24 protein-coding genes are annotated in these 24,650 nt (G+C 71.3%); 10 read left to right on the plus strand and 14 right to left on the minus strand.

Going from position 1 to position 24,650, the window contains the following annotated elements; translation table 11 throughout:
* Positions 1 to 65: 65 nt before the first annotated feature.
* Positions 66 to 812, plus strand: coding sequence for a FadR/GntR family transcriptional regulator (locus tag ACZ5L9_RS04030; RefSeq protein ID WP_464534211.1), 747 nt, complete (start codon positions 66 to 68; stop codon positions 810 to 812).
* 29 nt (positions 813 to 841) lie between these two features.
* On the opposite strand, the gene ACZ5L9_RS04035 is transcribed toward ACZ5L9_RS04030, so the two are convergent.
* Positions 842 to 1,003 (minus strand): hypothetical protein, encoded by a 162-nt coding sequence (locus ACZ5L9_RS04035; RefSeq protein ID WP_464534213.1) that lies wholly within the window; start codon positions 1,001 to 1,003, stop codon positions 842 to 844.
* Between the two features lie 101 nt (positions 1,004 to 1,104).
* On the opposite strand from ACZ5L9_RS04035, the gene ACZ5L9_RS04040 reads away from it, so the two are divergent.
* The gene (locus tag ACZ5L9_RS04040) at positions 1,105 to 2,538 is read left to right on the plus strand and encodes a GMC family oxidoreductase (protein ID WP_464534215.1); all 1,434 of its coding nucleotides are present in this window, start codon (positions 1,105 to 1,107) and stop codon (positions 2,536 to 2,538) included.
* Positions 2,539 to 2,554: 16 nt separating this feature from the next.
* On the opposite strand, the gene ACZ5L9_RS04045 is transcribed toward ACZ5L9_RS04040, so the two are convergent.
* The 9 genes from ACZ5L9_RS04045 to mftA form a co-directional block, all read right to left on the minus strand.
* Positions 2,555 to 3,370 (minus strand): mycofactocin-coupled SDR family oxidoreductase, encoded by an 816-nt coding sequence (locus ACZ5L9_RS04045; RefSeq protein WP_464534217.1) that lies wholly within the window; start codon positions 3,368 to 3,370, stop codon positions 2,555 to 2,557.
* Positions 3,371 to 3,482: 112 nt separating this feature from the next.
* Entirely contained in the window at positions 3,483 to 5,114 is a 1,632-nt protein-coding gene (locus ACZ5L9_RS04050; protein WP_464534220.1) for an FAD-dependent oxidoreductase, read from the minus strand.
* Between the two features lie 113 nt (positions 5,115 to 5,227).
* Positions 5,228 to 5,473: a hypothetical protein gene (locus tag ACZ5L9_RS04055; protein ID WP_464534223.1), complete on the minus strand. Its 246-nt coding sequence runs from the start codon at positions 5,471 to 5,473 to the stop codon at positions 5,228 to 5,230.
* A 69-nt stretch (positions 5,474 to 5,542) separates the two neighbouring features.
* Positions 5,543 to 7,006 (minus strand): mycofactocin biosynthesis glycosyltransferase MftF, encoded by a 1,464-nt coding sequence (gene mftF / locus ACZ5L9_RS04060; protein WP_464534225.1) that lies wholly within the window; start codon positions 7,004 to 7,006, stop codon positions 5,543 to 5,545.
* Positions 7,003 to 7,692: a mycofactocin biosynthesis peptidyl-dipeptidase MftE gene (mftE, locus tag ACZ5L9_RS04065; RefSeq protein ID WP_464534227.1), complete on the minus strand. Its 690-nt coding sequence runs from the start codon at positions 7,690 to 7,692 to the stop codon at positions 7,003 to 7,005. Before mftE ends, mftF begins: the two co-directional genes overlap by 4 nt.
* Positions 7,693 to 7,720: 28 nt before the next feature.
* Positions 7,721 to 8,947 carry a pre-mycofactocin synthase MftD gene (mftD, locus tag ACZ5L9_RS04070; RefSeq protein ID WP_464534229.1) on the minus strand — a complete coding sequence of 409 codons (1,227 nt, stop codon included), beginning with the start codon at positions 8,945 to 8,947 and terminating at the stop codon, positions 7,721 to 7,723.
* Between the two features lie 11 nt (positions 8,948 to 8,958).
* Positions 8,959 to 10,233 carry a mycofactocin radical SAM maturase gene (mftC, locus tag ACZ5L9_RS04075; protein WP_464534231.1) on the minus strand — a complete coding sequence of 425 codons (1,275 nt, stop codon included), beginning with the start codon at positions 10,231 to 10,233 and terminating at the stop codon, positions 8,959 to 8,961.
* Positions 10,230 to 10,526 carry a mycofactocin biosynthesis chaperone MftB gene (mftB, locus tag ACZ5L9_RS04080; RefSeq protein ID WP_464534234.1) on the minus strand — a complete coding sequence of 99 codons (297 nt, stop codon included), beginning with the start codon at positions 10,524 to 10,526 and terminating at the stop codon, positions 10,230 to 10,232. The genes mftC and mftB overlap by 4 nt, the downstream gene beginning before the upstream one ends.
* Before the next feature lie 6 nt (positions 10,527 to 10,532).
* Positions 10,533 to 10,625, minus strand: coding sequence for a mycofactocin precursor MftA (gene mftA, locus ACZ5L9_RS04085; RefSeq protein WP_464534236.1), 93 nt, complete (start codon positions 10,623 to 10,625; stop codon positions 10,533 to 10,535).
* Between the two features lie 88 nt (positions 10,626 to 10,713).
* Here mftA and ACZ5L9_RS04090 point away from each other — a divergent pair, with 88 nt between their 5' ends.
* From ACZ5L9_RS04090 to ACZ5L9_RS04100, 3 genes are all read left to right on the plus strand, one after another.
* Positions 10,714 to 11,304: an acyl-CoA-like ligand-binding transcription factor gene (locus ACZ5L9_RS04090; RefSeq protein WP_464534239.1), complete on the plus strand. Its 591-nt coding sequence runs from the start codon at positions 10,714 to 10,716 to the stop codon at positions 11,302 to 11,304.
* A 63-nt stretch (positions 11,305 to 11,367) separates the two neighbouring features.
* Positions 11,368 to 11,598: a hypothetical protein gene (locus tag ACZ5L9_RS04095; RefSeq protein ID WP_464534242.1), complete on the plus strand. Its 231-nt coding sequence runs from the start codon at positions 11,368 to 11,370 to the stop codon at positions 11,596 to 11,598.
* A 29-nt stretch (positions 11,599 to 11,627) separates the two neighbouring features.
* Positions 11,628 to 11,981, plus strand: coding sequence for a PadR family transcriptional regulator (locus tag ACZ5L9_RS04100; RefSeq protein WP_464534244.1), 354 nt, complete (start codon positions 11,628 to 11,630; stop codon positions 11,979 to 11,981).
* Here the strand turns inward: ACZ5L9_RS04100 and ACZ5L9_RS04105 are convergent.
* On the minus strand, positions 11,957 to 13,174 hold the full coding sequence (locus ACZ5L9_RS04105; protein ID WP_464534247.1) for a cation:proton antiporter: 1,218 nt from the start codon (positions 13,172 to 13,174) through the stop codon (positions 11,957 to 11,959). The two genes, ACZ5L9_RS04100 and ACZ5L9_RS04105, sit on opposite strands and share 25 nt — an antisense overlap.
* Before the next feature lie 65 nt (positions 13,175 to 13,239).
* The gene (locus ACZ5L9_RS04110) at positions 13,240 to 14,448 is read right to left on the minus strand and encodes an ROK family protein (protein WP_464534249.1); all 1,209 of its coding nucleotides are present in this window, start codon (positions 14,446 to 14,448) and stop codon (positions 13,240 to 13,242) included.
* A gap of 133 nt (positions 14,449 to 14,581) precedes the next feature.
* Between ACZ5L9_RS04110 and ACZ5L9_RS04115 the strand changes: the two genes are divergently transcribed.
* The 3 genes from ACZ5L9_RS04115 to ACZ5L9_RS04125 all read left to right on the plus strand — a co-directional run bounded on the left by ACZ5L9_RS04115 (position 14,582) and on the right by ACZ5L9_RS04125 (position 18,397).
* The gene (locus tag ACZ5L9_RS04115) at positions 14,582 to 15,580 is read left to right on the plus strand and encodes a TauD/TfdA dioxygenase family protein (protein WP_464534251.1); all 999 of its coding nucleotides are present in this window, start codon (positions 14,582 to 14,584) and stop codon (positions 15,578 to 15,580) included.
* Positions 15,581 to 15,703: 123 nt separating this feature from the next.
* A complete protein-coding gene (locus tag ACZ5L9_RS04120; RefSeq protein ID WP_464534253.1) occupies positions 15,704 to 17,050 on the plus strand; it encodes a peptidoglycan-binding protein in 1,347 nt (448 codons plus the stop codon).
* Between the two features lie 87 nt (positions 17,051 to 17,137).
* Positions 17,138 to 18,397, plus strand: coding sequence for an intradiol ring-cleavage dioxygenase (locus ACZ5L9_RS04125; protein WP_464534255.1), 1,260 nt, complete (start codon positions 17,138 to 17,140; stop codon positions 18,395 to 18,397).
* Between the two features lie 4 nt (positions 18,398 to 18,401).
* Here ACZ5L9_RS04125 and ACZ5L9_RS04130 read toward each other — a convergent pair whose 3' ends face one another.
* Positions 18,402 to 19,022, minus strand: coding sequence for a VC0807 family protein (locus ACZ5L9_RS04130; RefSeq protein ID WP_464534257.1), 621 nt, complete (start codon positions 19,020 to 19,022; stop codon positions 18,402 to 18,404).
* Between the two features lie 216 nt (positions 19,023 to 19,238).
* Complete coding sequence (locus tag ACZ5L9_RS04135) at positions 19,239 to 21,602, minus strand: arylsulfatase (RefSeq protein WP_464534259.1); 2,364 nt, start codon at positions 21,600 to 21,602, stop codon at positions 19,239 to 19,241.
* 213 nt (positions 21,603 to 21,815) lie between these two features.
* On the opposite strand from ACZ5L9_RS04135, the gene ACZ5L9_RS04140 reads away from it, so the two are divergent.
* Complete coding sequence (locus ACZ5L9_RS04140) at positions 21,816 to 23,351, plus strand: long-chain-fatty-acid--CoA ligase (protein WP_464534261.1); 1,536 nt, start codon at positions 21,816 to 21,818, stop codon at positions 23,349 to 23,351.
* Positions 23,352 to 23,420: 69 nt separating this feature from the next.
* Entirely contained in the window at positions 23,421 to 24,641 is a 1,221-nt protein-coding gene (locus tag ACZ5L9_RS04145) for a TetR/AcrR family transcriptional regulator (protein ID WP_464534263.1), read from the plus strand.
* Positions 24,642 to 24,650: the final 9 nt, after the last annotated feature.

Here is a 24,650-nt window from a genome sequence, read left to right on the forward strand (position 1 = left end):
TCGGTGTCGGGAAGAAGTAGACTAATGATTAAGTTTGCTGTTATCGCTGCTCGAAGGAGACCGAAGTGAGCCTCGCCGACACCACCTCGTCCGCCCGCGTGCGGGTTCCGAAGACGGCGGAGGTGGTGGCGCGGACCCTGCGGACGCAGATCGTGACCGGCGAGATCGCCGAGGGCGAGCCGCTGCCGAGCGAGGCCGCGCTGATGGAGCACTTCGGCATCTCGCGTCCCTCGCTGCGCGAGGCGTTCCGCATCCTCGAGTCCGAGCGGCTCATCGAGGTCCGCCGGGGCTCGCGCGGCGGTGCCCGCGCGATCAAGCCGGACATCTCGGTCGCGGCGCGCTACCTCGGCGTGATCATGCAGTTCGACAAGGTGCAGCTGCTGGACGTCTTCGTCGCCCGCGCGCACTTCGAGCCGCTCGGCTTCCGGCTGCTGGCCGAGAACCCGGACCGCAAGGAGGCGGCCGAGGAGCTGCGCGGCCTGCTCGACGAGCTGGCCGAGAGCCCGTCCATCCCGCAGGCGTACGTCACGTTCTTCCTGCGCCTGTTCAGCCTCGCCGGCAACCGTCCGCTGGAGCTGCTCTACGGCGCGCTCACCGAGGTGGTCGGCACCGAGCTCGAGGACGCGACCGAGACCACGCCCTCCACCGCGGCCGCGGTCAAGCGCGTCCTGGGCAAGGCCCTCGACCTGGCCGAGAAGGGCGACGGCGGCGGTGCCGCCGACTACTGGACCAAGCAGATGCTGCGAGCGGTCGACGGGGTCGCCGAGAACCACGCGGGCCGGACGCTCGTCGAGGCGCCCGAGGGCTTCTGAGCCCGCTCTGAGCCCGCTCTGGGCCGGCGTCAGCCGGCGTGCGCGTACGGCTCGGCGTAGAGGTCGCGCTGCTCCGGGCGGCTCGGCTCGGGCAGCAGGACCGGGGGCTCGAGGATGCTGCCGTAGTACCCCAGCGGAGCCCACAACGGCCGGCTCATCACGTGGTTCAGGAACGAGATCACACCGGACACGACGACTCCCTCAGCCTGATGGATTGTGGCTCGCGTCACACTCAAACGCGCTTCCGTGGTACATGTCAATAGATCCAATGATCTAACCGAAAGTGGTCTGGATGAGGTGCGACGTCCTCGTCATCGGAGCGGGCGGCTCGGGCGCGGTGGTCGCCGCTCGATTGAGCGCGAGCCCCGACCGCGAGGTCGTGCTGCTCGAGGCCGGCACGGCGCGATCCGACGGCGTCGGGGAGGCCGCCGACCTGCTGCGCGATGCGGCCACGCTGCGGGCCTCGATCGATCCCCGCACCTCCTGGGCCCACCCCGCGGAGCTGATGCCGGGACGCCCGTGGACGCTGGCCCGCGGCCGCGCACTGGGTGGATCGACGGCCGTCAACGCCGGCTACTTCCTCGCTGCCGGGCCGGTCGACGTCGAGCGGTGGCACGAGCGGATCGGCTGGGCACCGGAGGCGGTCGAGGAGGCGTACGCGCGGGTGGCCCGGGCCATCCCGGTCGAGCGCCCGCCCCAGGACGACCCGATCACCCGCTCCCTCACCGAGGCCGCCACCGCGCTCGGCCTCCGCCTGGCGCCCCTCCCCCTCAACGTCGCCGGGCAGCGGCGCTGGGACAGCGCCCGCGCCTACCTGGAGCCCGCGCGCACGCGCCCGAACCTCGACGTCGTCACCGGCGCCGAGGTGCTCCACGTGGAGACCCGGCGCACCGCGTCCGGTGGGATCCGGGCGACCGGTGTCCGGGCACTCGTCGACGGGGCGCAGCGGCGCTACGAGGCCGCCGAGATCGTGCTGTGCGCCGGGGCGATCGGCACCGCGCACCTGCTGCTGCGCTCGGGCATCGGGCCCGCCGCAGACCTGGGGTCCGCCGGCGTCCCGGTGGTCGCGGACCTGCCGGTGGGCCGGGCGACGAGCGATCACCCGCAGGTCGCGCTCCGGTGGACACCGCGCCTGCGGCCGCCGGCGGGCACACCGCTGCGCAGCGTCATCGAGGCGGGGGACATCGAGCTGCTGCCCCTCCTGACGCCGACCGACGAGCTCCTCGGACTGCGACCGGCGGCCGCGAGCGCCGCACCTGCGATGCTCGACGTCCTGGTCGCCGACCAGCGTCCCGACGCACGCGGCACCCTCACCCTGGACCCGGGCGACCCGGCCGGGGCCCCGCTGATCCGCTCGGGCTATCTGGCGACGGAGCGCGACCGGCGCACGCTGCGCGAGGGCGTACGCCTGGCTGCGGCACTGCTGGACGAGGCATCCGAGGCGGTCGACGCGACCGCCGATCTCGACCGGGACACGCTCGCGACCGACGACGCCCTCGATGTCTGGGTCCGGGATCACCTGGGCACCGCGCTGCACCTCAGCGGCACGGCCAAGGCCGGGCGAGTGGGCGACCCGGAGGCCGTCACCGATCCGTGGGGCCGGGTGCTCGGCGTCACGGGCCTGCGCATCGCCGACCTCTCGCTCCTGCCGCAGGTCCCCGCACGCGGGCCGGCCGCGACCGCGGTCATGCTCGGCGAGCTGCTCGCCGAGCACGACCGCCCCTGAGTGGCTTCGGCGCGGCTCAGAAGGAGATGCAGCCCGCGTCGACCTTCATCTCCATCGACGTGACGAACTTCGACTCGTCCGAGGCCAGCCACAGGACGGCCTGGGCCTGGTCCTCGGGCATGGTGATCGGGACGTCGAGCATGTTCATCATCATCGGACCCAGCCGCGGGTTGCTCCCGAAGAGGTCCTGGATGGAGCTCATCCCCTCGCCGCTGCCCATGCCGGTGAGCACACCGGTCGGGTGCAGCGTGTTGACCCGCACGTTGTGCTGGGCGAGCTCCGCGGCATAGGCCTTCATCAGGCCCACGACGGCGTGCTTGCTGGCCACGTACGGCGACAGGAACGGCTGGCCCTTGAGACCCGCCACCGAGCTGGTCAGGATCATCGAGCCGCCGCCGGCGGCGATGACGTGCGGGGCGGCGAGCTGGATCGTGTTCCAGGTGCCGGTGACGTTGACGTCCTGGATGATCGCGAAGTCCTCGGGGGTGACGTCGTCCCACGCCTTCATGATCATGATCCCGGCGTTGGCGACGACCACGTCGAGCTTGCCGAACGCCTCGACGCCGGCGTCGATCGCGGCCTTGAGGGCGGCGCGGTCACGGGTGTCGGCCCGGGACGCGATGATCTTGCCGCCGACACCCTCGACGAGACGCACGGTCTCGGCCAGGTCGTCCTCGGTCGCCGGGTCGTACTGGACGCCCGGCAGCGGGGCGCAGACGTCGACAGCGATGATCGCGGCACCCTGCTCGGCCAGGAGGATGGCCTCGGCCCGGCCCTGACCGCGAGCCGCTCCGGTGATGAGGGCGACCTTGCCCTCGACGCGTCCTGCCATGGGAGTTCCTTCTTTCGGGTGGGCTTTCGGGTGGGCTTTCGGGTGGGCTTTCGGGTGGGCTTTCGGGTGGGCTTTCGGGTGGGCTTTCGGGTGGGTGGGAGAGCGGGTGGGGTTAGCGTGCCTGGGCGATCCGCAGCTGCTCGGCGGCATCGACGACCTTGACCCGGGGGCGGCCGGAGGCCGCGCCCTCGCTGACCTCGAAGGCGTCGAGCACCTTCCAGCCCTTGATGTCGAGGGTCGGCAGGCCGCGCTCGGTGAGCGCGGCGTCCAGCTCGGCGGCGCCGCCGTCGGGATCGGCGAGCCGGCCGGCGGCGTAGTCGTCGAGCAGGCTGTGCACGGTCTCGGCGGCGCACGACCGGTTGGTGCCGATGACACCGCTCGGACCGCGCTTGACCCAGCCGGCGGCGTAGGTCCCGACGACGGGCTCGCCGGACGCCGGGTCGAGGACGCGGCCGTTGTCGTGGCGGAACCGGCCGGCGGTCTCGTCGACGGCCACCCCGGCGACGCCGTCGCTGAGGTAGCCGGTGGCGCGCAGCACCAGACCTGCCTCGATCTCCTCGCCTGCCGCGCCCCGCAGACCGGTCACCCGGTCCGCGCCGAGGATCTCGGCCGGCGTGAGGTTGAAGCGCAGGACGAGCCGCTTGCCGCCGGTGCGCGAGCGGCCGGCCGCCCGGGTCAGCAGGGCGGCCTTCTGCTGCATGGCGAAGCCCGCCGGGCTGACCTCGTCGATCGCCGCCGTCGCCTCGGCGAGCTCGGCGGCATCGGCGGCCTCCACGACCAGGTCGATGTCCGGGTCGTTCACCAGCGCCCGCAGCTCGGGCGAGGTGAAGGCGGCGTACGCGGCGCCGCGCCGGCCGACCACCACGACCTCCTCCACGGCCGAGCCGGCCAGGGCGGCCAGGGCGTGCGGCGCGATCTCCGACTCGTGCAACCGCTCGCTCGGGAGCAGCAGCTGGCGGGCCATGTCGAGGGCGACGTTGCCGTTGCCGATGATGACGGCGCGCTCGTGCGAGAGGTCGAACTCGTGCGCGGTGTGGTCCGGGTGGCCGTTGTACCAGCCGACGAACTCGGCGGCCGACGCGCTGCCCGGCAGCTCCTCGCCGGGCAGTCCGAGTGTGCGACCGCGCGGCGTACCGGTGGCGTAGACGACCGCGTGGTGCGTGTTCAGCAGCTCGTGGTGCGTCAGGTCGCGGCCGATCTCGACGCCGAGGCGCACGGTGGTCTGCTTGTAGTTCGCCACCCGGGCGAAGGCCGCGGCAGCGCCCTTGGTCTCGAGGTGGTCGGGGGCGACGCCGTGCCGGACCAGCCCGTACGGCACCGCGAGCCGGTCGATCACCGTCACCTGCACGTCCGTACGACGGCTGCGGGTGAGCTCGTCGGCGACGAACCACCCGGCCGGACCGGCGCCGACGACGGCGACTCGCAGCGGGCCCTCCCGGTCGATCTTCGCGCCGGCGGCGGGGCGCGAGCCCGGCTCGTAGTCGTTGCCCGCGTAGGTGTAGAAGTCCGCGTTGACCATCAGGTAGTCGCCGAGGTGGTCGGGAAGCTCGTAGTCCGGGTAGATCGCGGAGACCGGGCAGACGTCCACGCACGCGCCGCAGACGATGCAGTCGTCCGGGTGGATGTAGAGCATCTCGGCGGTGCCGAAGCCGGGCTCGTTGGGCGTCGGGTGGATGCAGTCGACCGGGCAGACGTCGACGCACGAGGCGTCGTTGCAGCAGGACTGGGTGATCACGTAGGTCATGCGGGCTTCTCCGGGGAACGTTCTGTGCGGGCCGGATCAACATCGGCCTGTGACGCAGGACACAATATTGACAAGGACGGTCAAAAACTAGGGGCAGGGCGCCGGGGACGAGCTCAGGCGACGCGCTCCCGCCGCCGGGTGGAGCCCGAGGAGACGCGGGCACAGTCGGCGCAGGCCTCCACCTCCTCCGACACCTCGAACGCGAGGTGCCAGAAGATCGGCCAGCCGAGCACGCCGAGCCCGCAGGCCGTGTAGTTGCAGCCGCTTCGTCGCGCGTGCCGCACCCCGAGCGGCTGTCGCCCGTCGGGGTGGCGCGAGTCGACGAACCGAGCCGTCACGAACCAGACGCTGGGGTCCATGGCATCCTCCGAGCATTCATCGATAGATATAGACCAATCATATACTTATATGACCCGATAGTGGAGGGGTTAGCTGCGAGAACGTGGTGTGCCGCGCAGGACGGGCGCCAGCGGGCGCCAGGTGCGGTGCCGCAGGGCCCCCAGCCACAGCCCCGCGCCGTACGCGAGGTCGTCGAGCCGACGGCCCACCAGCACCACGATCGGGCCGACCGGCTGCCCCGGCTCGGGACGGGCCCGGTCGACGGTGGCGGCCACGACGGCGTCGGCGACGAGCGCGGTGATCGCGGCGCGGCGCGCGCCACGGCTGACGAGGCATGCCGCGGCGGCCGCCGGCCACCAGTGCCGCAGCAGCAGCGCCGACTCCTGCCGCACCGACCAGCCCAGCCCTCGCACCGCCATCGCGGCCGCGACCCGTGGCCGCTGCTCGACCGGCGGGAGGGCATGGTGCACCGTCCGGCCGGCCCACGCGGTGAGCGCGAGCGACCCGGCGATCGACCACGGCCTGCGCAGCAGCACGCCCGCGCCGGCGGCCGCCATCAGCGGCGAGAGCCGGGCCACGGCGACGGCGTCGCCATGCCGCTCGGCGAGGGGTGCGCCGCCGGTCCCGTAGAGCACCTTGCGTCCCAGCCAGCCGCGGATCGACGACCGTACGTCGTGGTCGGCCGCGTGATCGGGCTGGTAGCGCACCCGCCAGCCCGCCTTCAGCAGCCGCCAGACCAGGTCGACGTCCTCCCCCACCCGCATCTCGTCGGCGAAGCCGGTCACGCGCACCGCGTCGGTGCGCGCCACGAGGCACGCACTCGGCAGCCAGCCGACCGCGGCGCCGACGGCGACCGAGCAGGACCGCTCGCCCAGGGCGAGGGAGGAGGAGGCGGCGTCGTAGCGCTCGAACCAGCGCGGCGAGGCGCTGGTCGTCCGGCCGCGGACGATGGGGCCGACGAGCGCCACCAGCGGGTCGGCGAAGTGGCCACCGAGGGCGAGCAGCGTCGCGGCCGCGACGGTGACGTCGGAGTCGACGAAGGCGACGTACGGCGTGCCGACCCGCGCGAGACCGGCGTTGCGAGCTCCGGCCGGGCCGACGTTGACCGGCAGCGGCACCAGGCGCCCGCCCCACCGCTCGACCACCCGGCGGACCGCCTCGCGGTCGTGCGAGGCGTCGTCGACGACGATCACGTCGAGCCCCGCGAGCGCCTGGAGGCACCGCGCGAGCTGGGCGGGTCGGTCCCGGACCGGGATCACGACCGTGACCTCACTCGCCTCGACCGGAGAGCCGGGCACGGGGTCGGCGACGTTGCCGTCGAGGAGCCGTCGGGCCATGGCCGCCGTCGCGGAGTCCGTCACGGTGAGCAGGCCGGCGGGCATCAGCTCGTGGGCGCGACGGCTCAGCCGGGTGGCGCGGACCGGGGAGCCGCCGAGCAGCACCCGCTCGCCCGCCGTGTCGGTGCGGCGCTCGGCGACGTCCTCGCGCAGCACCACCCGGAATCCGTCCGGCAGCCGCACGTCCCGCACAGCGTCGAGCGCGGAGTCGGTCATGACGCGACGCCGAGCAGCCGGTCGATGCTCGCGGCCACCATCGAGTCGAGCAGCCGGGCGCCCTCGGCCGCGGTGGCGCCGGCGGGGTCGCCGAGCACCCCGTTGGGCGAGACGGCGGCCACGCCGCCGGCGATCATCGCCGGCAGCAGGTCGGCGACCGGCTCGGTGTTGCCGGCGGCGGCGCGGTCGAGCAGGACCCGATCGGGCTGCAGGTGCAGCATCAGCGAGGTCTCCGAGCGCCCCGCGTGGGCGTCCCACGGCAGGCCGTCGGGGGTGTGCGTGGCCCACTCGCACGGCGCCCAGCCGACCCGGTGCCCCTCGTCCGTCAGGCGCCGGCACGCACCACGGACCGCACCGGCGTTGCCCCCGTGGCCGTTGACGAAGAGCGTGCGATCGGCCCAGGTGGCCGCGGAGCGGACCATCTCGATCAGGACCGACGCCAGCACCTCCGTGCCGATCGAGACCGTCCCGGCGAACGACTGGTGCTCGCCCGAGGAGCCGTACGCCAGCACCGGGGCCACCACCGCGCCGAGCCCGGCACCGACCCGCGTCGCCACCGCCGAGGCGATGACGGCGTCGGTGTCCAGCGGCAGGTGGGGCCCGTGCTGCTCGAGCGATCCGACCGGCACGACGAGGGTGGTGCCGCGACGTACGTCGGGCCAGGTCGCGTCGGCCAGGATGCTCATCGCCGCGCCCGCCCGTTCGCCCTCCCCATCACTCGCCGAGCGCGAGGATGAAGTCGTGGGGGATGAGCAGGTGCTCCGGCGTCACCTCGTGGATCGAGGACAGACCCAGGCCGAGCAGGGTCGAGTCGATGCCCATCCGCATGATGTCCAGGACGTTCTCGACACCGGTCTGGCCGTTGGCCGCGAGACCCCAGAGGTAGGCGCGGCCGATCATGACGGCCCGGGCGCCGAGCGCGACAGCCTTGACCACGTCGGAGCCGCGGCGTACGCCACCGTCGAGCACGACGTCGATCTGGTCGCCGACCGTGTCGGCGATGGGCTTGAGGATCCGGATCGGTGCCGGCGTGCCGTCGAGGTTGTTGCCGCCGTGGTTGGAGACCGAGATCGCATCGACCCCGGCGTCGACCGCGCGGCGCGCGTCGTCGACTCGGCCCACGCCCTTGAGCATGAACGGCTTGCCGGTCATCTCCTTCCACCGCGCGGTCATCCAGGCCACGTCCTCCCAGGTGGGCGGCGGGGTGGACATCCACTCGTAGTAGGCGCCGAAGAAGGTCGGTGCGGGGCCGCCGTTGGGCGGGGCCAGGTTCGGCGCGGTGAGGTCCGGGATCTTGCCCGTCTTGCGGAAGTCCTTGCCGAACTCCCACATCCAGGCCGGCTTGGTGACGACCTTGGGTGCCAGCCGGACCATCGCCTTGAGGTCGACCTTCTCCGGGATCTCGGGGCTGCCCCAGTCGCGGCCGACCGAGAACGACCAGTCGAGGGTGGCGATGAGCGCGTTCGCGCCGGCCTTGTGAGCCCGCTCCATCCGCTGGAGCATCACGTCGCGATCGCCGGTCCAGTACATCTGGAAGAAGGTGTTCGCACCCGTCTCGCAGACCTCCTCGACCGACTTGGAGGCGAAGTTCGACAGGCCCATGATCGTGCCGCGGGCCGCGGCGGCGCGCGCGACGGCGACCTCGCCGTCGGGATGCACCGCCTGCACGCCGGTCGGGCTGATGATGACCGGCAGGGAGATGTCATGGCCGAGGACCGACGTGCCGACCTGGCGCTCCGGCTGGTGACCGGCGACGTGCGGCGAGACGCCGATCCGGGCGAAGGCGGCCTCGTTCTCCGCGATCGACTGACCGCGCTCGGAGCCGGCCACCAGGGCGCCGTACACCGGCTGCGGGAGCCGCCTGCGGGCGCGCTCCTGGGCCACCGCGACCGACTCGAACCAGGGGTTCTGCTTCCAGGGGTTCTCGAACTTCTTGCTCATCGTGGTCCGCCTCAGACGGTGGTGGGGGTGAAGCCGGCCAGCGGGTTCTCCTCGCAGAGCGAGACCGGGGCGGCGGTGGGGTTCGGCATCGGGTTCGAGACGACATCCGGGCGTCGGCCGAGCTGTAGCAGGACGGGCTGGTTGCGGGTCGGCGTTCGGCGGCTGTGGTCCTGGCTCGCCGCCGGCACGGTCCGCTCGGCGCTCAGCGCGTGCTCGCCGTGGCCCTGGACGCACTCGGGGTCGGGGCCGTCCAGCGGGAGGCCGGTGAAGAACTTCGCGGCCATGCAGCCGCCACGACACGAGTCGTAGAACGTGCACGAGGCGCACGCTCCGCCGGTCTGCGGGGCACGCAGCTCGGCGAACAGCTCCGAGTTGCGCCACACCCGACCGAAGCCACCGTCGGCGACGATGTTGCCGGCCAGGAACTCCTCATGGATCGCGAACGGGCAGGCGTAGACGTCGCCGATCGGGTCGATCAGGCACACCACCCGGCCCGCACCACACAGGTTGAGACCCGGCAGGCTCTCGCCGAACGCGGCGAGGTGGAAGAAGGAGTCGCCGGTCAGGACGCCCTCACCGTGGGCGAGCAGCCAGTCGTAGAGCTCACGCTGCTGCTCCGGCAGCGGGTGCAGCTCGTCCCACACATCCGCACCCCGACCCGAGGGCCGCAGGCGGGTCAGGCGCAGGGTGGCGCCGTAGTGGTCGGCGATCTCCTTGAACGCGTCGAGCTGGCCGATGTTCTCCCGGGTGCAGACCACCGAGATCTTGGCGTCCTTGAAGCCGGCCGCCTTGAGGTGCTCGAGCGCCATCAACGCGGTGTCGTAGGAGCCCGGGCCGCGGACCCGGTCGTTGACCTCGGCGGTGGCGCCGTCCAGCGAGATCTGCACATCGACGTAGCCGTCGAGGGCGGGCGAGGTGAGGAAGCGGGCGCGCTCGGGATCGATCCGCACGCCGTTGGTGGAGAACTTCACGCCCACGTGGTGGGCGACCGCGTACTCCACCAACTCCCAGAAGTCGGGACGGATCGTGGGCTCGCCACCGCCGATGTTCACGTAGAACACCTGCATCCGCTCCAGCTCCTCGATCACCGCCTTGGCCTGCTCGGTGCTCAGCTCACGCGGGTCGCGTCGTCCCGAGGAGGACAGGCAGTGCGCGCACGACAGGTTGCACGCATACGTCAGCTCCCACGTCAGACAGATCGGCGCGTCGAGACCGAGCTCGAACTGCTGGAGCAGGTCACCGCCCACCGGGCGCGTACGGACGGGCGGGCTCTCGAGAATGGTCACTGCTGCTCCTCCTCGTCCGCGGCGGCGCGCGGGCGGATCATGTCGGTCGCGGCCAGGCCGCGCAGGGCGGCCGCGTAGGCGTCGTGCTGCCGCTCCGGCACACCAGCTGCCGTCAGCGCCGAGCGGACGTCACGATGCTCGACGAGTGCCTCGACCACCCGCACCAGCTCCGGGCGCTTGAGGAAGGTCAGCTTGCGGTTGCCGAAGTGGTACGCCAGCGCACCGAACGGCTCCGGTCGCAACGCCACCGCGGGCGACAGGGCCCACGGCTCGTCGAGCATCGTGTCCGTCATGGCGGGTCAGTAGACGCCGCACATGCCGTCGATCGAAACCTCTTCGATCAACGACTCCACGGTCAGCTCGTCCTGGTCCTCGACGATCTCGTTGCTCATGCGCGACTCCTCTCCTCGGCGGCTGTGACGCCAGCCACAATATTGTCTACCGTGGTCAAAAGGAAGGGGTGCGCTAGATTCCGGCACCATGAGTGGCTCCACGCTCCGCGGACGGCCGGCGGCGACCAGTCACGCGGAGATCGAGCAGGCCGCCTTCGAGCTCTTCGCCGACCGTGGCTTCGAGGCGACCACCCTCGGGGCGATCGCGGAGCGGATCGGGGTCTCGCAGCGGACGATCACCCGCTACTACCCCTCGAAGAACGACATCCCATGGGGCCAGTTCGACCGGACGCTGAGCGAGTTCGCGGCCCTGCTCGCCGCCACCTCGGCGGACCTGCCGCTGTGGCAGCGCGTCCACGAGGGCGTGATCGCGTTCAACACCTTCCCCGACGACGCCGAGCCGCCACACCGCGACCGGATGCGGGTGATCTTCGAGTCGCCGACCCTGCTCGCCCACTCGATGCTGCGCTACACCCAGTGGCGGGCGGTGATCGAGGAGTTCGTGGCCGACGCCGCGGGCCTCGACTCCCGCCGCGGCCTGCCCCTCGTCGTCGGGAACGTCAGCCTGGCCCAGGCGCTCAGCGCGTACGAGCAGTGGCTCGCCGAGGACGGCGACAACGCCCGGCTCCGCGAGATCCTCGCGACCGAGATGATCGAGCTCCGCGCCTACCTCCGCTAGGACTATCGTGACTGTAATGCGATATATCGTGCTACAGTCGAAGCATGAGAGATCAAGAGTTCAATGACGAAGGCCCCTCCGACGAGCGCCGCGGGCGCCGGGGTGGGCGAGACGGACATCGAGGACGCGGCGGCGAGCCGCGCGGGAACGGTCGACCCGAGGGCGCCCGAGAGGGTCGCGGCGACGTTCGCGGCGGTGGGCGCCGCGGGCCGGGCGGACGTGGACCGGGCGGGCGAGGCGGACGCGGCGCTCGCCGGCACGGCGACATCCGACGACTGCTGCTCGCGGGCCTGATCGAGGGCCCGGCGAACGGCTACCAGCTGATGAAGCGCCTGGAGGAGACCTCCGACGGCCGTTGGCGACCGAGCCCCGGCTCGGTCTACCCGATGCTCCAGCTGCTCGAGGACGAGGGCCTCGTGCTGGCCACCGAGGTCGGCGGGCGCAAGGCGTACGAGCTGACCGAGGCCGGCCGGACGGAGGCCGACCCGGCCGCCCTCGCGAGCCTCGCGGCCGAGGTCGACGAGGACCCGGGCGCCGACCTGCGCGCCGAGCTGGAGCAGCTCCACCTCGCCGTGCGCCAGCTCCGCGTCGCCGGAAGCCCCGAGCACGCGGTCGAGGCCGCGGGCGTGCTGCGCCAGGCGCGTCAGACCATCTACCGGCTGCTCGGCGAGGCCTGAGAGCCGGACGGCTCCACCAGCGATCCGGCCTGGCGGCGGTGCACGATCAGGCCGAGCAGCGGGAGGGTCAGGACCGAGAGCATGCCGGCGCCGACCAGGGCGGCAGCGGTCGAGGACCGCAGCGTGCCGTGGTCGAGACCGATGCTCGTCACGGCGACGATGATCGGGAGTCCCGTCGCAGCGAAGAGGGCGATCGGCAGCCGCTCGCGAAGCGGCGTGCCCGGCGGTGCGGCCAGGGTGGCGGGCAGGCCCCGGACGAGGAGGAACAGGACCAGGAAGGTGGGCACCAGCGCGAGCGTCGCCGGGTGATCGAGCAGCGCGTCGAGGTCGAAGGTCACGCCGGTGTTGATGAAGAAGACCGGCACCAGGAATCCGAAGCCGACGGCATCGAGCTTCGCCTCGACCATGCGGGACGCGGCGGGATCGGCGGAGCGGAGCAGCACGCTCAGCAGGATCCCGGCGGCGAACGCGCCGAGCAGCATGTCCAGCCCGAACTCCGTGGCCAGGCCCGCGAGCGCCGCCAGGATGAGGATGACCAGGCGCACCGCGAACTGCCCGCTGGTGTGCAGGGTCGCCTCGATCAGGCGATGCACCCGCAGATGCTCGTAGCGCAGCGCGACATAGACGGCGACGCCGATCAGCGCCGCGAACGTGACCAGGATGAGACCCGCCCGCCCCGGGCTGCGCCCGCTCAGGAAGAGGGCGACCGCGATCAGCGGTCCGAACTCCCCGACCGCTCCGATCGCGAGCAGCGAGGTCCCGAACGGGGTCTGCAGCTCCCCCGCATCGCGGATCACCGGCATGATCGTCCCGAGCGCGGTGCTGGTCAGGCAGATCCCCACCATGACGCCCGCCGCCGCGGTCGGACTCAGCAGGAGCCCCAGCGCCACCCCGGCGACCAGCGAGCCGAGCCACGCCAGCGCCGACAGCCGCAGCGGCCGACCCCGGACGGCCCGGAAGTCGATCTCGTAGCCGGCGAGCAGGAAGAGCATCGCCAGGCCGAAGGTGCCGAGGAAGTCGATGTACGGATCGACGCTGATCCAGCCGACCACCTGCGGACCGAGCACGATCCCGAACGCGATCTCGAAGACCACCAGCGGGATCGCCACCCACCGGGCGAGCAGGCTCCCGCACAGCGGCGCGGCAGTGGCCGCGGCAGCGACCAGCACCAGGCTGCTCACCGACAGGTCCATTCCAGCGATCCTCGCAGCCCGGCGACGTCGGCGCCAGGGTCGCCTGCTGGCAGCGCGCGCAGTCGTCAGCCGGCTGCCGCGGTCGACGGCATCGGGCGGCCGCGGTCCCGGTCGGCCGGTTCGCCCGCGATCACGGCCAACGGGTCCTCGATGACGGGCCCGAGCCCGACGGCGCATGCCGCCGCGGCCCCGGTCGCTCCGGCACGAGCGAAGACGATCGGGACGTCGGCGTACGGCCGGGAGCGCTCGTAGGCCTCGACGACGTCCTCGAGGACCTCGGCGCAGCCGTTGAATGCACCGCCCAGGAGGACGACGCGGTCCAGGATCGAGTCGGCCGTCACGTACATGTCGCGCACGATCGCCACTGCCTCGCCCAGGTGGCGGGCGCGCTGCCGTAGGACGGCGAGCACCTCCGGGTCTCCGGCCGCGGCGTAGACCGCCTCGATCGTCGGAGCGGGGATGAGCGCCGCGAGGTGCAGCGCCCCGGCGACCTCCAGGTCGCCGGCGGTCGCCTGCAGGCAGCCGAGTCGCCCGCACGGGCACGCCACGTCGGCCCGGACCGGGAAGTGCCCGAGGTTGCTCCCCCGGTAGATCTCGACGCGGGTGGCCCGGTCGGCGACCACGGTGAACCCGAAGGTGTCGCCGCCGTACACGTAGAGGGCCGTGCCCCGATTGCTGCCGCGCTGCTGCATGTGGTGAGCACCGGCGCTCGCCGCGACCCGGTCGCCGGCGCGTACCGGCAGGGCGGTCAGCTCGTGCAGCTCGGCGGCGAAGGCCTCGGACCCGAGCCCTACCTCGTGCCACTGCGCCACCAGGCCCACCGAGATCGGCCGACGCCCCGGCACCCTGCCCAGGAGCCGTGCGGCGGCCCTGCTCAGGACGTCGGGGACAGGCCCGCCCGCCCGGTCGTGCGGCACGGAGGCATGGGCGACCACGCGACCGGTGAGGTCCCCCAGGGCGACGGTCGTCTCGGCGCGGCCGATGGTGAATCCGATGACGAGGTGCCCGTCACGGTCGATCTCGAGGGGCACGCCCGGCCGCCCGATGGCGCCTTCGCGGACCAGGTCGCCGCGCTCGCGCAGCACGCCGGCCTCGATCAGCGAGGTGACCGCCCGGCCCACGGTCGCGACGCTCAGCCCACTTCCGGCGGCGATGTCGTCGCGCGAGGCCACTGCGCCGGCGCGGACCTGCTCGAACACCTGGGCGGCAGGCGGGCCGAAGCGCCCGCGCATCAGCGTGAACGTCGGCAGGATCCGCTCGGGCAGTCGTGACATGGGCGTCCTCCGGATCGCGCGGGTTGTTCTCACGGTGATCGAATCCCTTGTCGGGCTCAATCTCTATCAAGATACTAGAGAAAGTCAGCGGTGACCCCGCACGACGATCAAGACTCCGAGAGAGGGACGCTCCATGACCATCAGCATCGATCGCGATCGGGTGACCGAGACCCAGGCCCCGGCCATCACCGTCAAGAAGCTGACGCACAACATCGGTGCGCTCATCGAGGGCGTGACGCTCTCCGGCGACCTCCCGGCCGAGACGGTGGCGCAGATCCGGGCGGCGATCGTGGAGCACAAGGTGGTGTTCTTCCACGACCAGTTCCTGGACGACGACACCCAGATCGCCTTCGCCGAGCGGCTCGGACCCCTCACCACGGCGCACCCGACGGTCAACACCGGCAGCGCCCGGGTGCTGTCGCTGAAGGCGACCCGCGGCATGGCCGCCAACTCCTGGCACACCGACGTGACGTTCGTCGATCGCCCGCCGGCGTTCTCGGTGCTGCGCGGCGAGACGGTGCCGGAGTACGGCGGCCACACGGTCTGGGCGAACGGCGCCACCGCGTACGCCGACCTGCCGGATGCTCTGAAGGCGCTCGTCGACGGCCTGTGGGCACTGCACACCAACGAGTTCGACTACGCGAAGTACGCCGAGCAGATGGAGGAGGCCGGCGAGGCCCCCGGTCTCGAGAGCGAGGCGGGCGAGGGCAAGGCTCCCGGCTCGAGCAAGATCTTCGACCGTGGCCAGTTCCAGTCATCCATCTACAAGACCGAGCACCCCGTCGTGCGCATCCACCCGGAGAGCGGCGAGCGCGTCCTCCAGCTGGGCCACTTCATCAAGAAGTTCGTCGGCTTCAACGACAAGGAGAGCGCGATCCTGTTCAACCTGCTGCAGGACCGCGTGACCAAGCTGGAGAACACCATCCGCTGGGCCTGGACCCCGGGCGACATCGCCATCTGGGACAACCGGGCCACCCAGCACTACGGCGTCGCCGACTTCGGACTCAACCTGCGCGAGGTCCGCCGGATCACCGTCCAGGGCGAGGAGATGGTCGCGATCGACGGACAGCGCAGCCGCGTGATCCAGGGCTCCTCCGAGGTCTACAACAACCTGGACGCCCTGATCCGCTGACCTCCCCCAGACCCAGAGGCCCGGCACGGCCGGCAGCACCCGCTGGCCCGTGCCGGGCTTCTGTGCTCCCCCGAGCACGCTGACTCCTAGGATCTCCCCGACGGGTGGGACGGAGGGATCAGCATGCACAGCACCACCGGCCGGACGGCCACCACGCCCGCCGCCGCCATGGTCGCGGCGGCGATCGCCGTCATCGTGACCTGCGCGGCGCTGCTCGTCCTACCGGCCCGCGGCGAGATCGCACCGACGTCGCACCGCACGGGCACCACCAGGATCGTCGATCCCTTCGCGCCCTACGAGAAGCGGACCCTCCGATTCGGGCAGACGAACGCCGCCACCAGGGTCGTCCAGAGGTATCTGAAGGTCCACCCGGCGAACGGTCACTTCGGCCGGTCGACCCGTCGTGCCGTCAGGGCGTTCCAGCGGGCCCACCGACTTCCACGGACCGGGCGGGTCGACCGGCGTACGTGGGCGGCTCTGCGCGCGAGGTTCTCCCACGCCGTCACGACGCCCTCCGCAGGTGGCAACACCGGCTCCGGCCTACCGCGGCAGCTGTTCGCGCCGTACTTCCAGTCCTACCGAGGCACCGACCTCGCGGCCACGACCGTGGCATCCGGTGCCCGCTACGTGGACATCGGCTTCCTCGAGACGGCCGGATCGGGTTCCTGCACCCTGCTGTGGCGCGACGTCGGCGCGGCGGAGAAGGGCGGTGTCTTCGCCGACGGCATCGCGCAGGTCCGGGCGAGCGGCGGAGACGTGATCATGTCGTTCGGCGGAGGCGCCGGATCGGCCCGGATGGACGAGCTGGCCGACTCCTGCACCAGCGTCGATGCCATCGCCGCCGAGCTCGAGCGGGTCATCGGGCTCTACGACCTCAGGCGCATCGACTTCGACATCGAGGGTGCGTCGCTGAACAACCGCGCCGGCATCGAGCGGCGCAACCGGGCCCTCGCCAAGGTCGCGGCCTGGGCAGCGGCGTCCCACCGCCCCCTCGACGTCCAGTACACGCTCCCGGTCGCCACCTACGGCCTCCTGGACGACAGCCTCGCCCTGCTGCACTCCGCGGTGAGCAACGGCGTCCCCGTCGCGATCGTGAACGTGATGACCTTCGACTACTACGACGGGGCGCGGCACGAGATGGCCCAGGACACCATCGACGCCGCCACCGCCGTGCAGCGGCAGCTGAGGTCCCTGTGGCCGAGAAAGACCGACGCCCAGCTGTGGGCGATGGTCGGGGTCACCGAGATGCCCGGCATCGACGACCACGGAGCCGACGAGACCTTCACCCTCGCCGACGCCGCGACCGTGCGGCGCTGGGCGAGCAGCAAACACCTCGGCCTGCTGTCCTTCTGGGCGCTGCAGCGCGACAACGGAGCCTGCCCCGGGACCGTCGGGTCCGACACCTGCTCGGGGGTGAGCCAGGGCCCGTACGCGTTCGCGAAGGCGTTCTCCGGCTTCACCGCGAGCTAGCCGTGCCAACTCTTCAGGCTCGTCTCACGCTGCTTCCAGGCTCGCGCTGAAGCATGGCGGTCACCACCGACCCATGGGGAGACCGCCATGAGCAACACGCCGCAGCCCGACCAGACCCCGCGCGGCCCCTCGTACGAGGGGCGCCTCCTGCACCGACCCGACGAGGACGTCGTCGACCAGGGTGCGCACTTCGACATCCAGACCGTCCTCACGCGCCGCCGCATGCTCGCCGTCATCGGCCTCGGCGCCGGCGGCGCGACGCTGCTCGCCACCGGCGTGAAGCTGCCCAGCGCACAGGCCGCCGGTGCCGCCATCGCGGTCAGCAAGGAGATCCCCGACGAGACCGCCGGCCCGTACCCGGGCGACGGCTCCAACGGTCCCGACTTCCTGGAGAAGACCGGCATCGTGCGCAGCGACATCCGGTCCAACCTGGACGGCAGCGCCACCGCCACCGGCGTCCCGCTGACGTTCTCGCTGCAGATCGTCGACATGGCGAACGGCAACGCGCCCTTCGCCGGCGTCGCCGTCTACGTCTGGCACTGCGACTCCCAGGGCCGCTACTCGATGTACTCCTCCGGAGTCGAGAACTACACCTACCTGCGGGGCGTCCAGGTCGCCGACGACGACGGCATCGTCACGTTCACCTCGATCTACCCCGCGTGTTACTCGGGCCGCTGGCCGCACATCCACTTCGAGGTCTACCCCGACCTGGCCTCGGTCGCCGACTCGACCAACGCGATCGCGACCTCACAGATGGCGATGCCGGACAGCACCAACAAGGTCGTCTTCGCCGACAGCCGCTACAGCGCCTCGGTCGCCAACTACGCCCAGATCTCCCTGGCGACCGACAACGTCTTCAGCGACGACAGCGGGGTCAGCCAACTGCCGGCGATCACGGGCAACACCACGTCGGGCTACACCGCCACCCTCGTCGCCGGCGTGGACACCACCACGACACCGACCAGCGGCTCGGCCCCGGGCGGCGCGCCCGGTGGATCGGGCGCAGGCCCGGGAGGCCCGGCCGCCCCGCCCTCGTCGGGCACGACCTCGACGACCCCGAGGACCACGAGCACGACCCTGAGGCTGGTGGACCGCACCGTCCGGCGCGGGCGACGGCCCGTGGTGCGGGTCAAGGTGCGCCCGGCCACGGCCGGCACGGTGCGCATCCTGGTCGACGGCAAGGCGGTCAGGACGGTCAGCATCACCGCGGCCGACGCCGGCGCGTGGATCCGGGTACGGCTCCCCCGCGCGAGCGTGGGCACCCACCACGTACGGGCGCACTACCTGGGCGGCAGCGACTTCGCGTCGTCAGCCTCCGCGGTGAAGCCGTACCGCGTCGGGGGCTGAGGGGTCACGCGACGGATTCACCGCCGGTGGTCGCGGGACGATGCAACAGGCCCTGCTGGCGCACCACCACGTAGGACCACGCGATGGTGACGACCACCGCGGTCAGCGTCAGGGTGATGATCGCGCCGCCCTTGATGAGGAGGAAGTTCGCCGTGGACAGCGACTCCAGCAGCCACAGCGTGATGGCGCCCTTGACCAGGATCACCAGGCCCCACAGCAGCGTGAGTCGCCAGAAGTGGGCCCGGATCTCGGGGCGATCGGCGACAGCGGCGCTCATCGGGTAGAAGTCCGGAGCGAGCCGAGCGATGATCGGGCGCGACGTCCACAGGGAGCCGAGGAAGATCGTCGAGACCGCGAGATCGCCGAAGACCGGCTGGACGAAGTAGACGAAGCTGCTGCCCGTGATGAGCGTGAACGCCGTCTTGATCGTCAAGATCCCCAGGCTCAGCAGGAGCAGCCCGGAGACCGGTCGCTTCGTGGCGTAGCGCCAACCCATCGCAAGCAGCATCCAGGCCAGGCAGACCAGTACCGCGACCGTCACGTTGAAGAGCTCGACCATCGCCCACAGCAACGTCGCCGGGACGATCACGGCGAGCATCAGGCTCGAGGCGATGCGAACGGCCACCTCCCGCACCCGGAGACCGTGGGGCTGCGGGATGGAGGTGTCGTGTCGTACGACGGTCGCTTCTTCCAAGGTCGCCCGACCCGCCCCCGGCCGCACGACCGGATCCAAGCACCGAAGACGACGAAGACACATTCTCCATACAGGAGCCGTCGGTACCATCCACACTACTCGCGTGCCCGGCGTCTCGTCGCGTGAGCGAACGGGGCGATGCGGGGCTCACTGCTTGAGCATCGCCACCTGGTAGTGGTGCTCGGGGTCGATGAGGTGGCTGTGGTCGTCGTCACCCAGTGAGATGACGACCTTCTTCAGCTCCCCACTGAACTCGTTGCCCCGAGCCTCGTAGTCAGTCGACACCGGGGAGGCGAGGTCGCACCCCACGTCGACGGTCTCGTCGAAGGTGAACTGGAAGGGGATGGTCCGCTCCACCCGTCCTTCGCCGATCCTCTCGTCGTCGACGAACAGGCTGACCGTGCCGCCCTTGGCGACCCCGCCGCCGTCGTAGGCGAAGTGCGCGCGCAGCTCGTGCTCGCCGGCCGGCACCGTGCCCTCGGAGGCGACGATGTCGACGTTGATCCCGAGCAGGTTGTAGGCGAACCGCAGCGTGCCCTCGTGGGCGTAGAAGCTCCAGCCGCCGTAGGCGCCGCCCTGGGCGATGACCACCCCGGTCAGCGGGTCGCCCTCGGGGATGGAGGCCGCCGCGGCGACCGTCCAGGACTTGTTCTTGATGTTGATCGTGGAGTTCTCGCTCATCCGCCGCATGCCGGGGTAGAACGTCTGGGTGTCCGCGGTGATCAGCGCCGGCCGGCCGGCGAGGTCGGGGTTGAACCGCTCCGCCGTACGGATGTCCAGCGGCAGCACGTTGAACCGGGCGGCCTGGATGAGGAAGAGCTGCTGGAGGTGCGCCAGCCGCTCCGGCTCCTCGGCGGCGAGGTCGTGCGACTGGGTCCAGTCCGCCTCGATGTCGTAGAGCTCCCAGACGTCCTCGTCCAGACCGTGCGTCGAGGGCAGCCACGGGTCCTTGTGCTTGGCGACAGCCGTCCAGCCCTTGTGGTAGATCGCCCGGTTGCCGACCATCTCGAAGTACTGCGTGACGTGCCGCTCCTCGGCGTCCGCATCGTTGAACGAGTAGTTCATCGCCGTCCCCTCGTAGGGCCGCTGCGTGACACCGTGCACGGTCACCGGCTCGGGGATGCCGGCCGCCTCCAGCACTGTCGGCGCGACATCGATGACGTGCGCGAACTGGTGGCGGATCTCGCCTCGGGCTGCGATGCCGGAGGGCCAGCTGACGATGGTGCCGTTGCGGGTGCCGCCCCAGTGCGAGGCCACCTGCTTGGTCCACTGGTACGGCGTGTCCATGGCATGCGCCCAGCCCACCGCATAGTGGTTGTACGACGAGGGCGTGCCGAGGTCCGCGATGTGCGCCGCGACGTACTCCTCGTCCTCGATCTCGTTCATGTGGTTGATCGTGAAGCCCTCGTTGGTGGTGCCGTGCAGCGACCCTTCGGCGCTGGCGCCGTTGTCGCCGATGATCACGTAGACCAGCGTGTCGTCGAGTGCCTCGAGCTCCTCGAGGGCGTCGAGCAGCCGGCCGACGTGGTGGTCGGTGTAGGCGAGGAAGCCGGCATAGACCTCCATCTGGCGGCGCAGGGCGGGCTTGAGCGTCTCGCTCATCTCCTCCCAGGCCGGGATGCCGGGACTGCGCTCGGTCAGGACGGCGTCCCGCGGGATCACGCCGAGCTCGAGCTGACGGGCGAAGGTCTCCATGCGCAGCTCGTCCCAGCCCTGGTCGAACTGCCCGGCGTACTTGTCGGCCCACTCGGTCGGCACGTGGTGCGGTGCGTGGGTCGCGCCGGGCGCGAAGTAGGTGAAGAACGGCTTGTCCGGCGCCATCGACTTCTGCTGCCGCGTCCAGGCGATCGCCTTGTCGGTCATGTCGGCCATGAAGTGGTAGCCCTCCTCCGGCGTACCCCACGGCTCGACCGGTGTGGTGCCCTCGTAGATCGCCGGGTACCACTGGTTCGTCTCGCCGCCGATGAACCCGTAGAAGTATTCGAAGCCGTTGCCGGGGCTCGGCCAGCCGTCGAACGGTCCGACCGCGCTGGCCTGCCAGACCGGAACCTCGTGGCACTTGCCGAACTGGGCGGTGCTGTATCCGTTGAGCTTGAGGGTCTCGGCGAGCGGTGCGCAGGTGTTGGGCCGCAGCGAGCTGTAGCCGGGGGCGCTGGTGGCGATCTCGGTGATGCCACCCATGCCGACGGTGTGGTGGTTGCGCCCGGACAGCAGGGCGGCACGGGTCGGTGAGCAGAGCGCGGTGGTGTGGAAGCGGGTGTACTTCAGGCCGGCGGCGGCGACCCGCTCGAAGTTCGGCGTCTGGACCGGACCGCCGAAGGCGCTGGACGCGCCGAACCCGACATCGTCGATCAGCACCACCAGCACGTTCGGTGCACCCTGAGGCGGCAGGAGTCGCTCGATCTTCGGAAAGGACGTGTCCGGGTCGGTCGCGTCATAGGTGACGGTGCCCGTATAGGCGAGGTCGGCGATCGGAAGAGCGCCGCGCTGGAGGTCGTCGGAAGTGCCCACTGTCTCTGCTCCCTGAGTCGTGCCGGGTCGGTCCGACCACGATCTCCCGCAGTCCTCGCAGCGAGATCACCCTCATCAGGTGATACGTGCGCCAGGCGACGCCGAGTGACGTTCCACCCGGCACCGGGTCGGCGTCGTCGCCATGGCGCTCATTGACAAAGGAGTGGGACTTGTACGAAAGTGAATCTTGACTAACCGAAGGAACAAGAGCTGATGTACCTCACTCAGACGCTGCACCAGGCCGTCTCCCACGCACCGACGCGGACCCTCACCGTCTGCGGCGCGCGCCAGCGCACCGCCACCGAGGTCTACGACCGGGTGAGCCGGCTCGCCAGCGGATTCCAGAGCCTCGGCGTCGCGCCGGGCGACCGAGTGGCGATCCTCGCCCTGAACTCGGACCGCTACCACGAGACGTTCTTCGCGACCTGGTGGTCGGGCGCCGCGATCAACCCGGTCAACATCCGCTGGAGCGTCGCCGAGATCGTCTACTCGCTGCACGACGCGGGCTCCGAGATCCTCTTGGTCGACGACGCCTTCCTCCACGTCGTCCCCGAGCTCCTCGCCACGGGCGCCACCCTTCGCGCCGTCATCTACTGCGGCGATGGCGAGGCACCGGACGGGACCGTGCCGTACGAGGAGCTGATCGCCGGCTCCGACCCGGTCGAGGATCTGAGGGTCGGGGACGACACCCTCGCCGCCGTCTTCTACACCGGCGGCACCACCGGCAACCCCAAGGGCGTCATGATGAGCCACCGCGGGCTGATGACGTCGGCGTTGACCTCCCAGGCGGCCGAGCCGTCGTGCCTGCCCGACGGCGTCGTCCTGATCGCCGCGCCGATGTTCCACATGGCCGCCGTCCAGGGATGGGTGCAACAGCACCTCCTCGGCGGCGCATTCGTCTTCCTGCCGACGTTCGACCCGCTGGAGGTGCTCCAGCTGATCGAGCGTCACCGGGTCTCGCGCATCACCCTGGTCCCGACGATGCTGCAACGCGTGCTCGACCACCCCGACCGCGCGTCGTACGACCTGAGCAGCGTCTGGACCCTCGGGTACGGCGCTTCGCCGATCTCCGAGACCCTGCTCGAGCGAGCCCTCGAGGCCTTCCCCGGGACCGGCATCGCCCAGGGCTACGGCATGACCGAGACCGGGATCATCAGCCTCCTCGGACGCCGCGACCACCGCATCGGAGGGCACCTCCTGCGCTCGGCGGGCCGCGCGGTGCCGCTGTGCGAGGTCAAGGTCGTCGACGCGTCGGGGGCCGAGGTGCCCCGCGGCGAGGTCGGCGAGGTCGTCGTCCGTGCCGACCAGGTGATGCTCGGCTACTGGAACCTTCCCGAGCTCACGGCCGAGACGATCGTCGAGGGGTGGATGCACACCGGCGATGCGGCGCGGATGGACCAGGACGGCTACCTCTACCTCGTCGACCGACTCAAGGACATGATCATCACGGGCGGGGAGAACGTCTTCTCCGCCGAGGTGGAGAACGCCTTGGCCAGTCATCCGGCCGTGCACTCCTGTGCCGTGATCGGCATCCCGGATCCGACCTGGGGCGAGACCGTCCACGCGGTGGTCGTACTCGCCCCGGACGTCCCCACCCCCGCCACCTCCGAGCTCGTCGCCCACGTGCGCACACGGATCGCCGGCTACAAGGTGCCCCGCAGCATCGAGGTGGTCGAGGCATTGCCGATCTCGGCAGCGGGCAAGATCCTCAAGCGCGAGCTGCGCGACCGGCATCAACCGGCGACCTGACGCCTCCCCGGCCGGACGGCGCACGAACGCTAGGCTGACCCGACGACGCCGAAGGTAGGAGAAGGACCCGTGACCGCCGAATCGACCGCCCGGCGCCCCGTCCGCAAGCGCCCCGCCAACAGGCGACAGCTCATCCTCGCGGCTGCGGGCACGCTCTTCGCCGAGCGCGGCTACCACAACGTCTCTCTCGCCGAGGTGGCTGCCGCGGTCGACATCACCGCGCCCTCGCTCTACCGCCACTTCCACAACAAGCACGACCTGCTGCTCGAGGTGGTCCGCGAGAGCATCACCGGCATCGAGGGGCAGATCGCCGCCGCCGACTCGGTCGCGTCAGTGCTGCGGATCGGCACGGCACTGAGCCTCGATCGCAGGGAGGCCCCGACCCTGTGGCAGCGCGAGGCGCGCCATCTCTCCGATCAGGATCGGCTCGGGCTGTGGCGCGAGCTGCGCACGATCAGTGACAGCATCGACGCCCTCATCGCCGCGGAGCGGCCCGACCTGGATCGGCGGGACACCGAGTTCCTGGCATGGGCGCTCACCTGCACCTTCAGCAGCGTCTCCTTCCACCGGATCACCCTGCCCCGGCGCGCCTTCGAAGCACTCCTCATCGAGATCGGGCGAAGCGTCGTGACCTGCCAGCTCGAGAGCCTGCCGTCCACCGCGCCCACGGCGATGCCCGCCCACGGCGATCTCCCGACCTCCACCCGCGAGTCGCTGCTGAACGAGGCGGTGAAGCTCTTCGACCAGCGCGGATTCCGGTCGGTGAGCACCGACGACATCGGCGAGGCGGCGGGTACGTCGGGACCCAACATCTACAAGCACTTCGCGACCAAGGTCGACCTCCTGGAAGCGGCCGTGCTGCGGGCCGGGGAGCGCCGCAGGCTCGCCACCGCCGCCGCCCTGATCGAGACGGCCGAGCCGGCCCCGCGTCTCGACGCCCTGCTCTCGGCCTACGTGCGGTTCGCCCTGGAGAACCGACACCTGCTCGGGGTGCTCGCGAGCGAGCTCGACCAGCTGCCGGAGCTGCAGCGACGCGCCAGCCGCCAGTCGCAACGCGACTTCTTGGCCCTGTGGGTCGCGCTGCTCGACCAGGTCCGCCCGGGCCTGGACCCCAAGTCGGCGCGGATCACGGTGCTTGCCGCGCTGACGATCGTGGACAACCTCGTACGCACGCCGCCGTTGAGCGCCCGGCCCGACCTGGGAGCCCGACTCGTCGAGGTCGGGAGGGCTGTCCTGCTCAACGGCGCCTCGGCGGTACCGGCCGGAGAGTCCGCCGACGTACCAGCGTGACGCCGGCCC

This window comes from Nocardioides sp. JCM 18998, assembly GCF_055391535.1.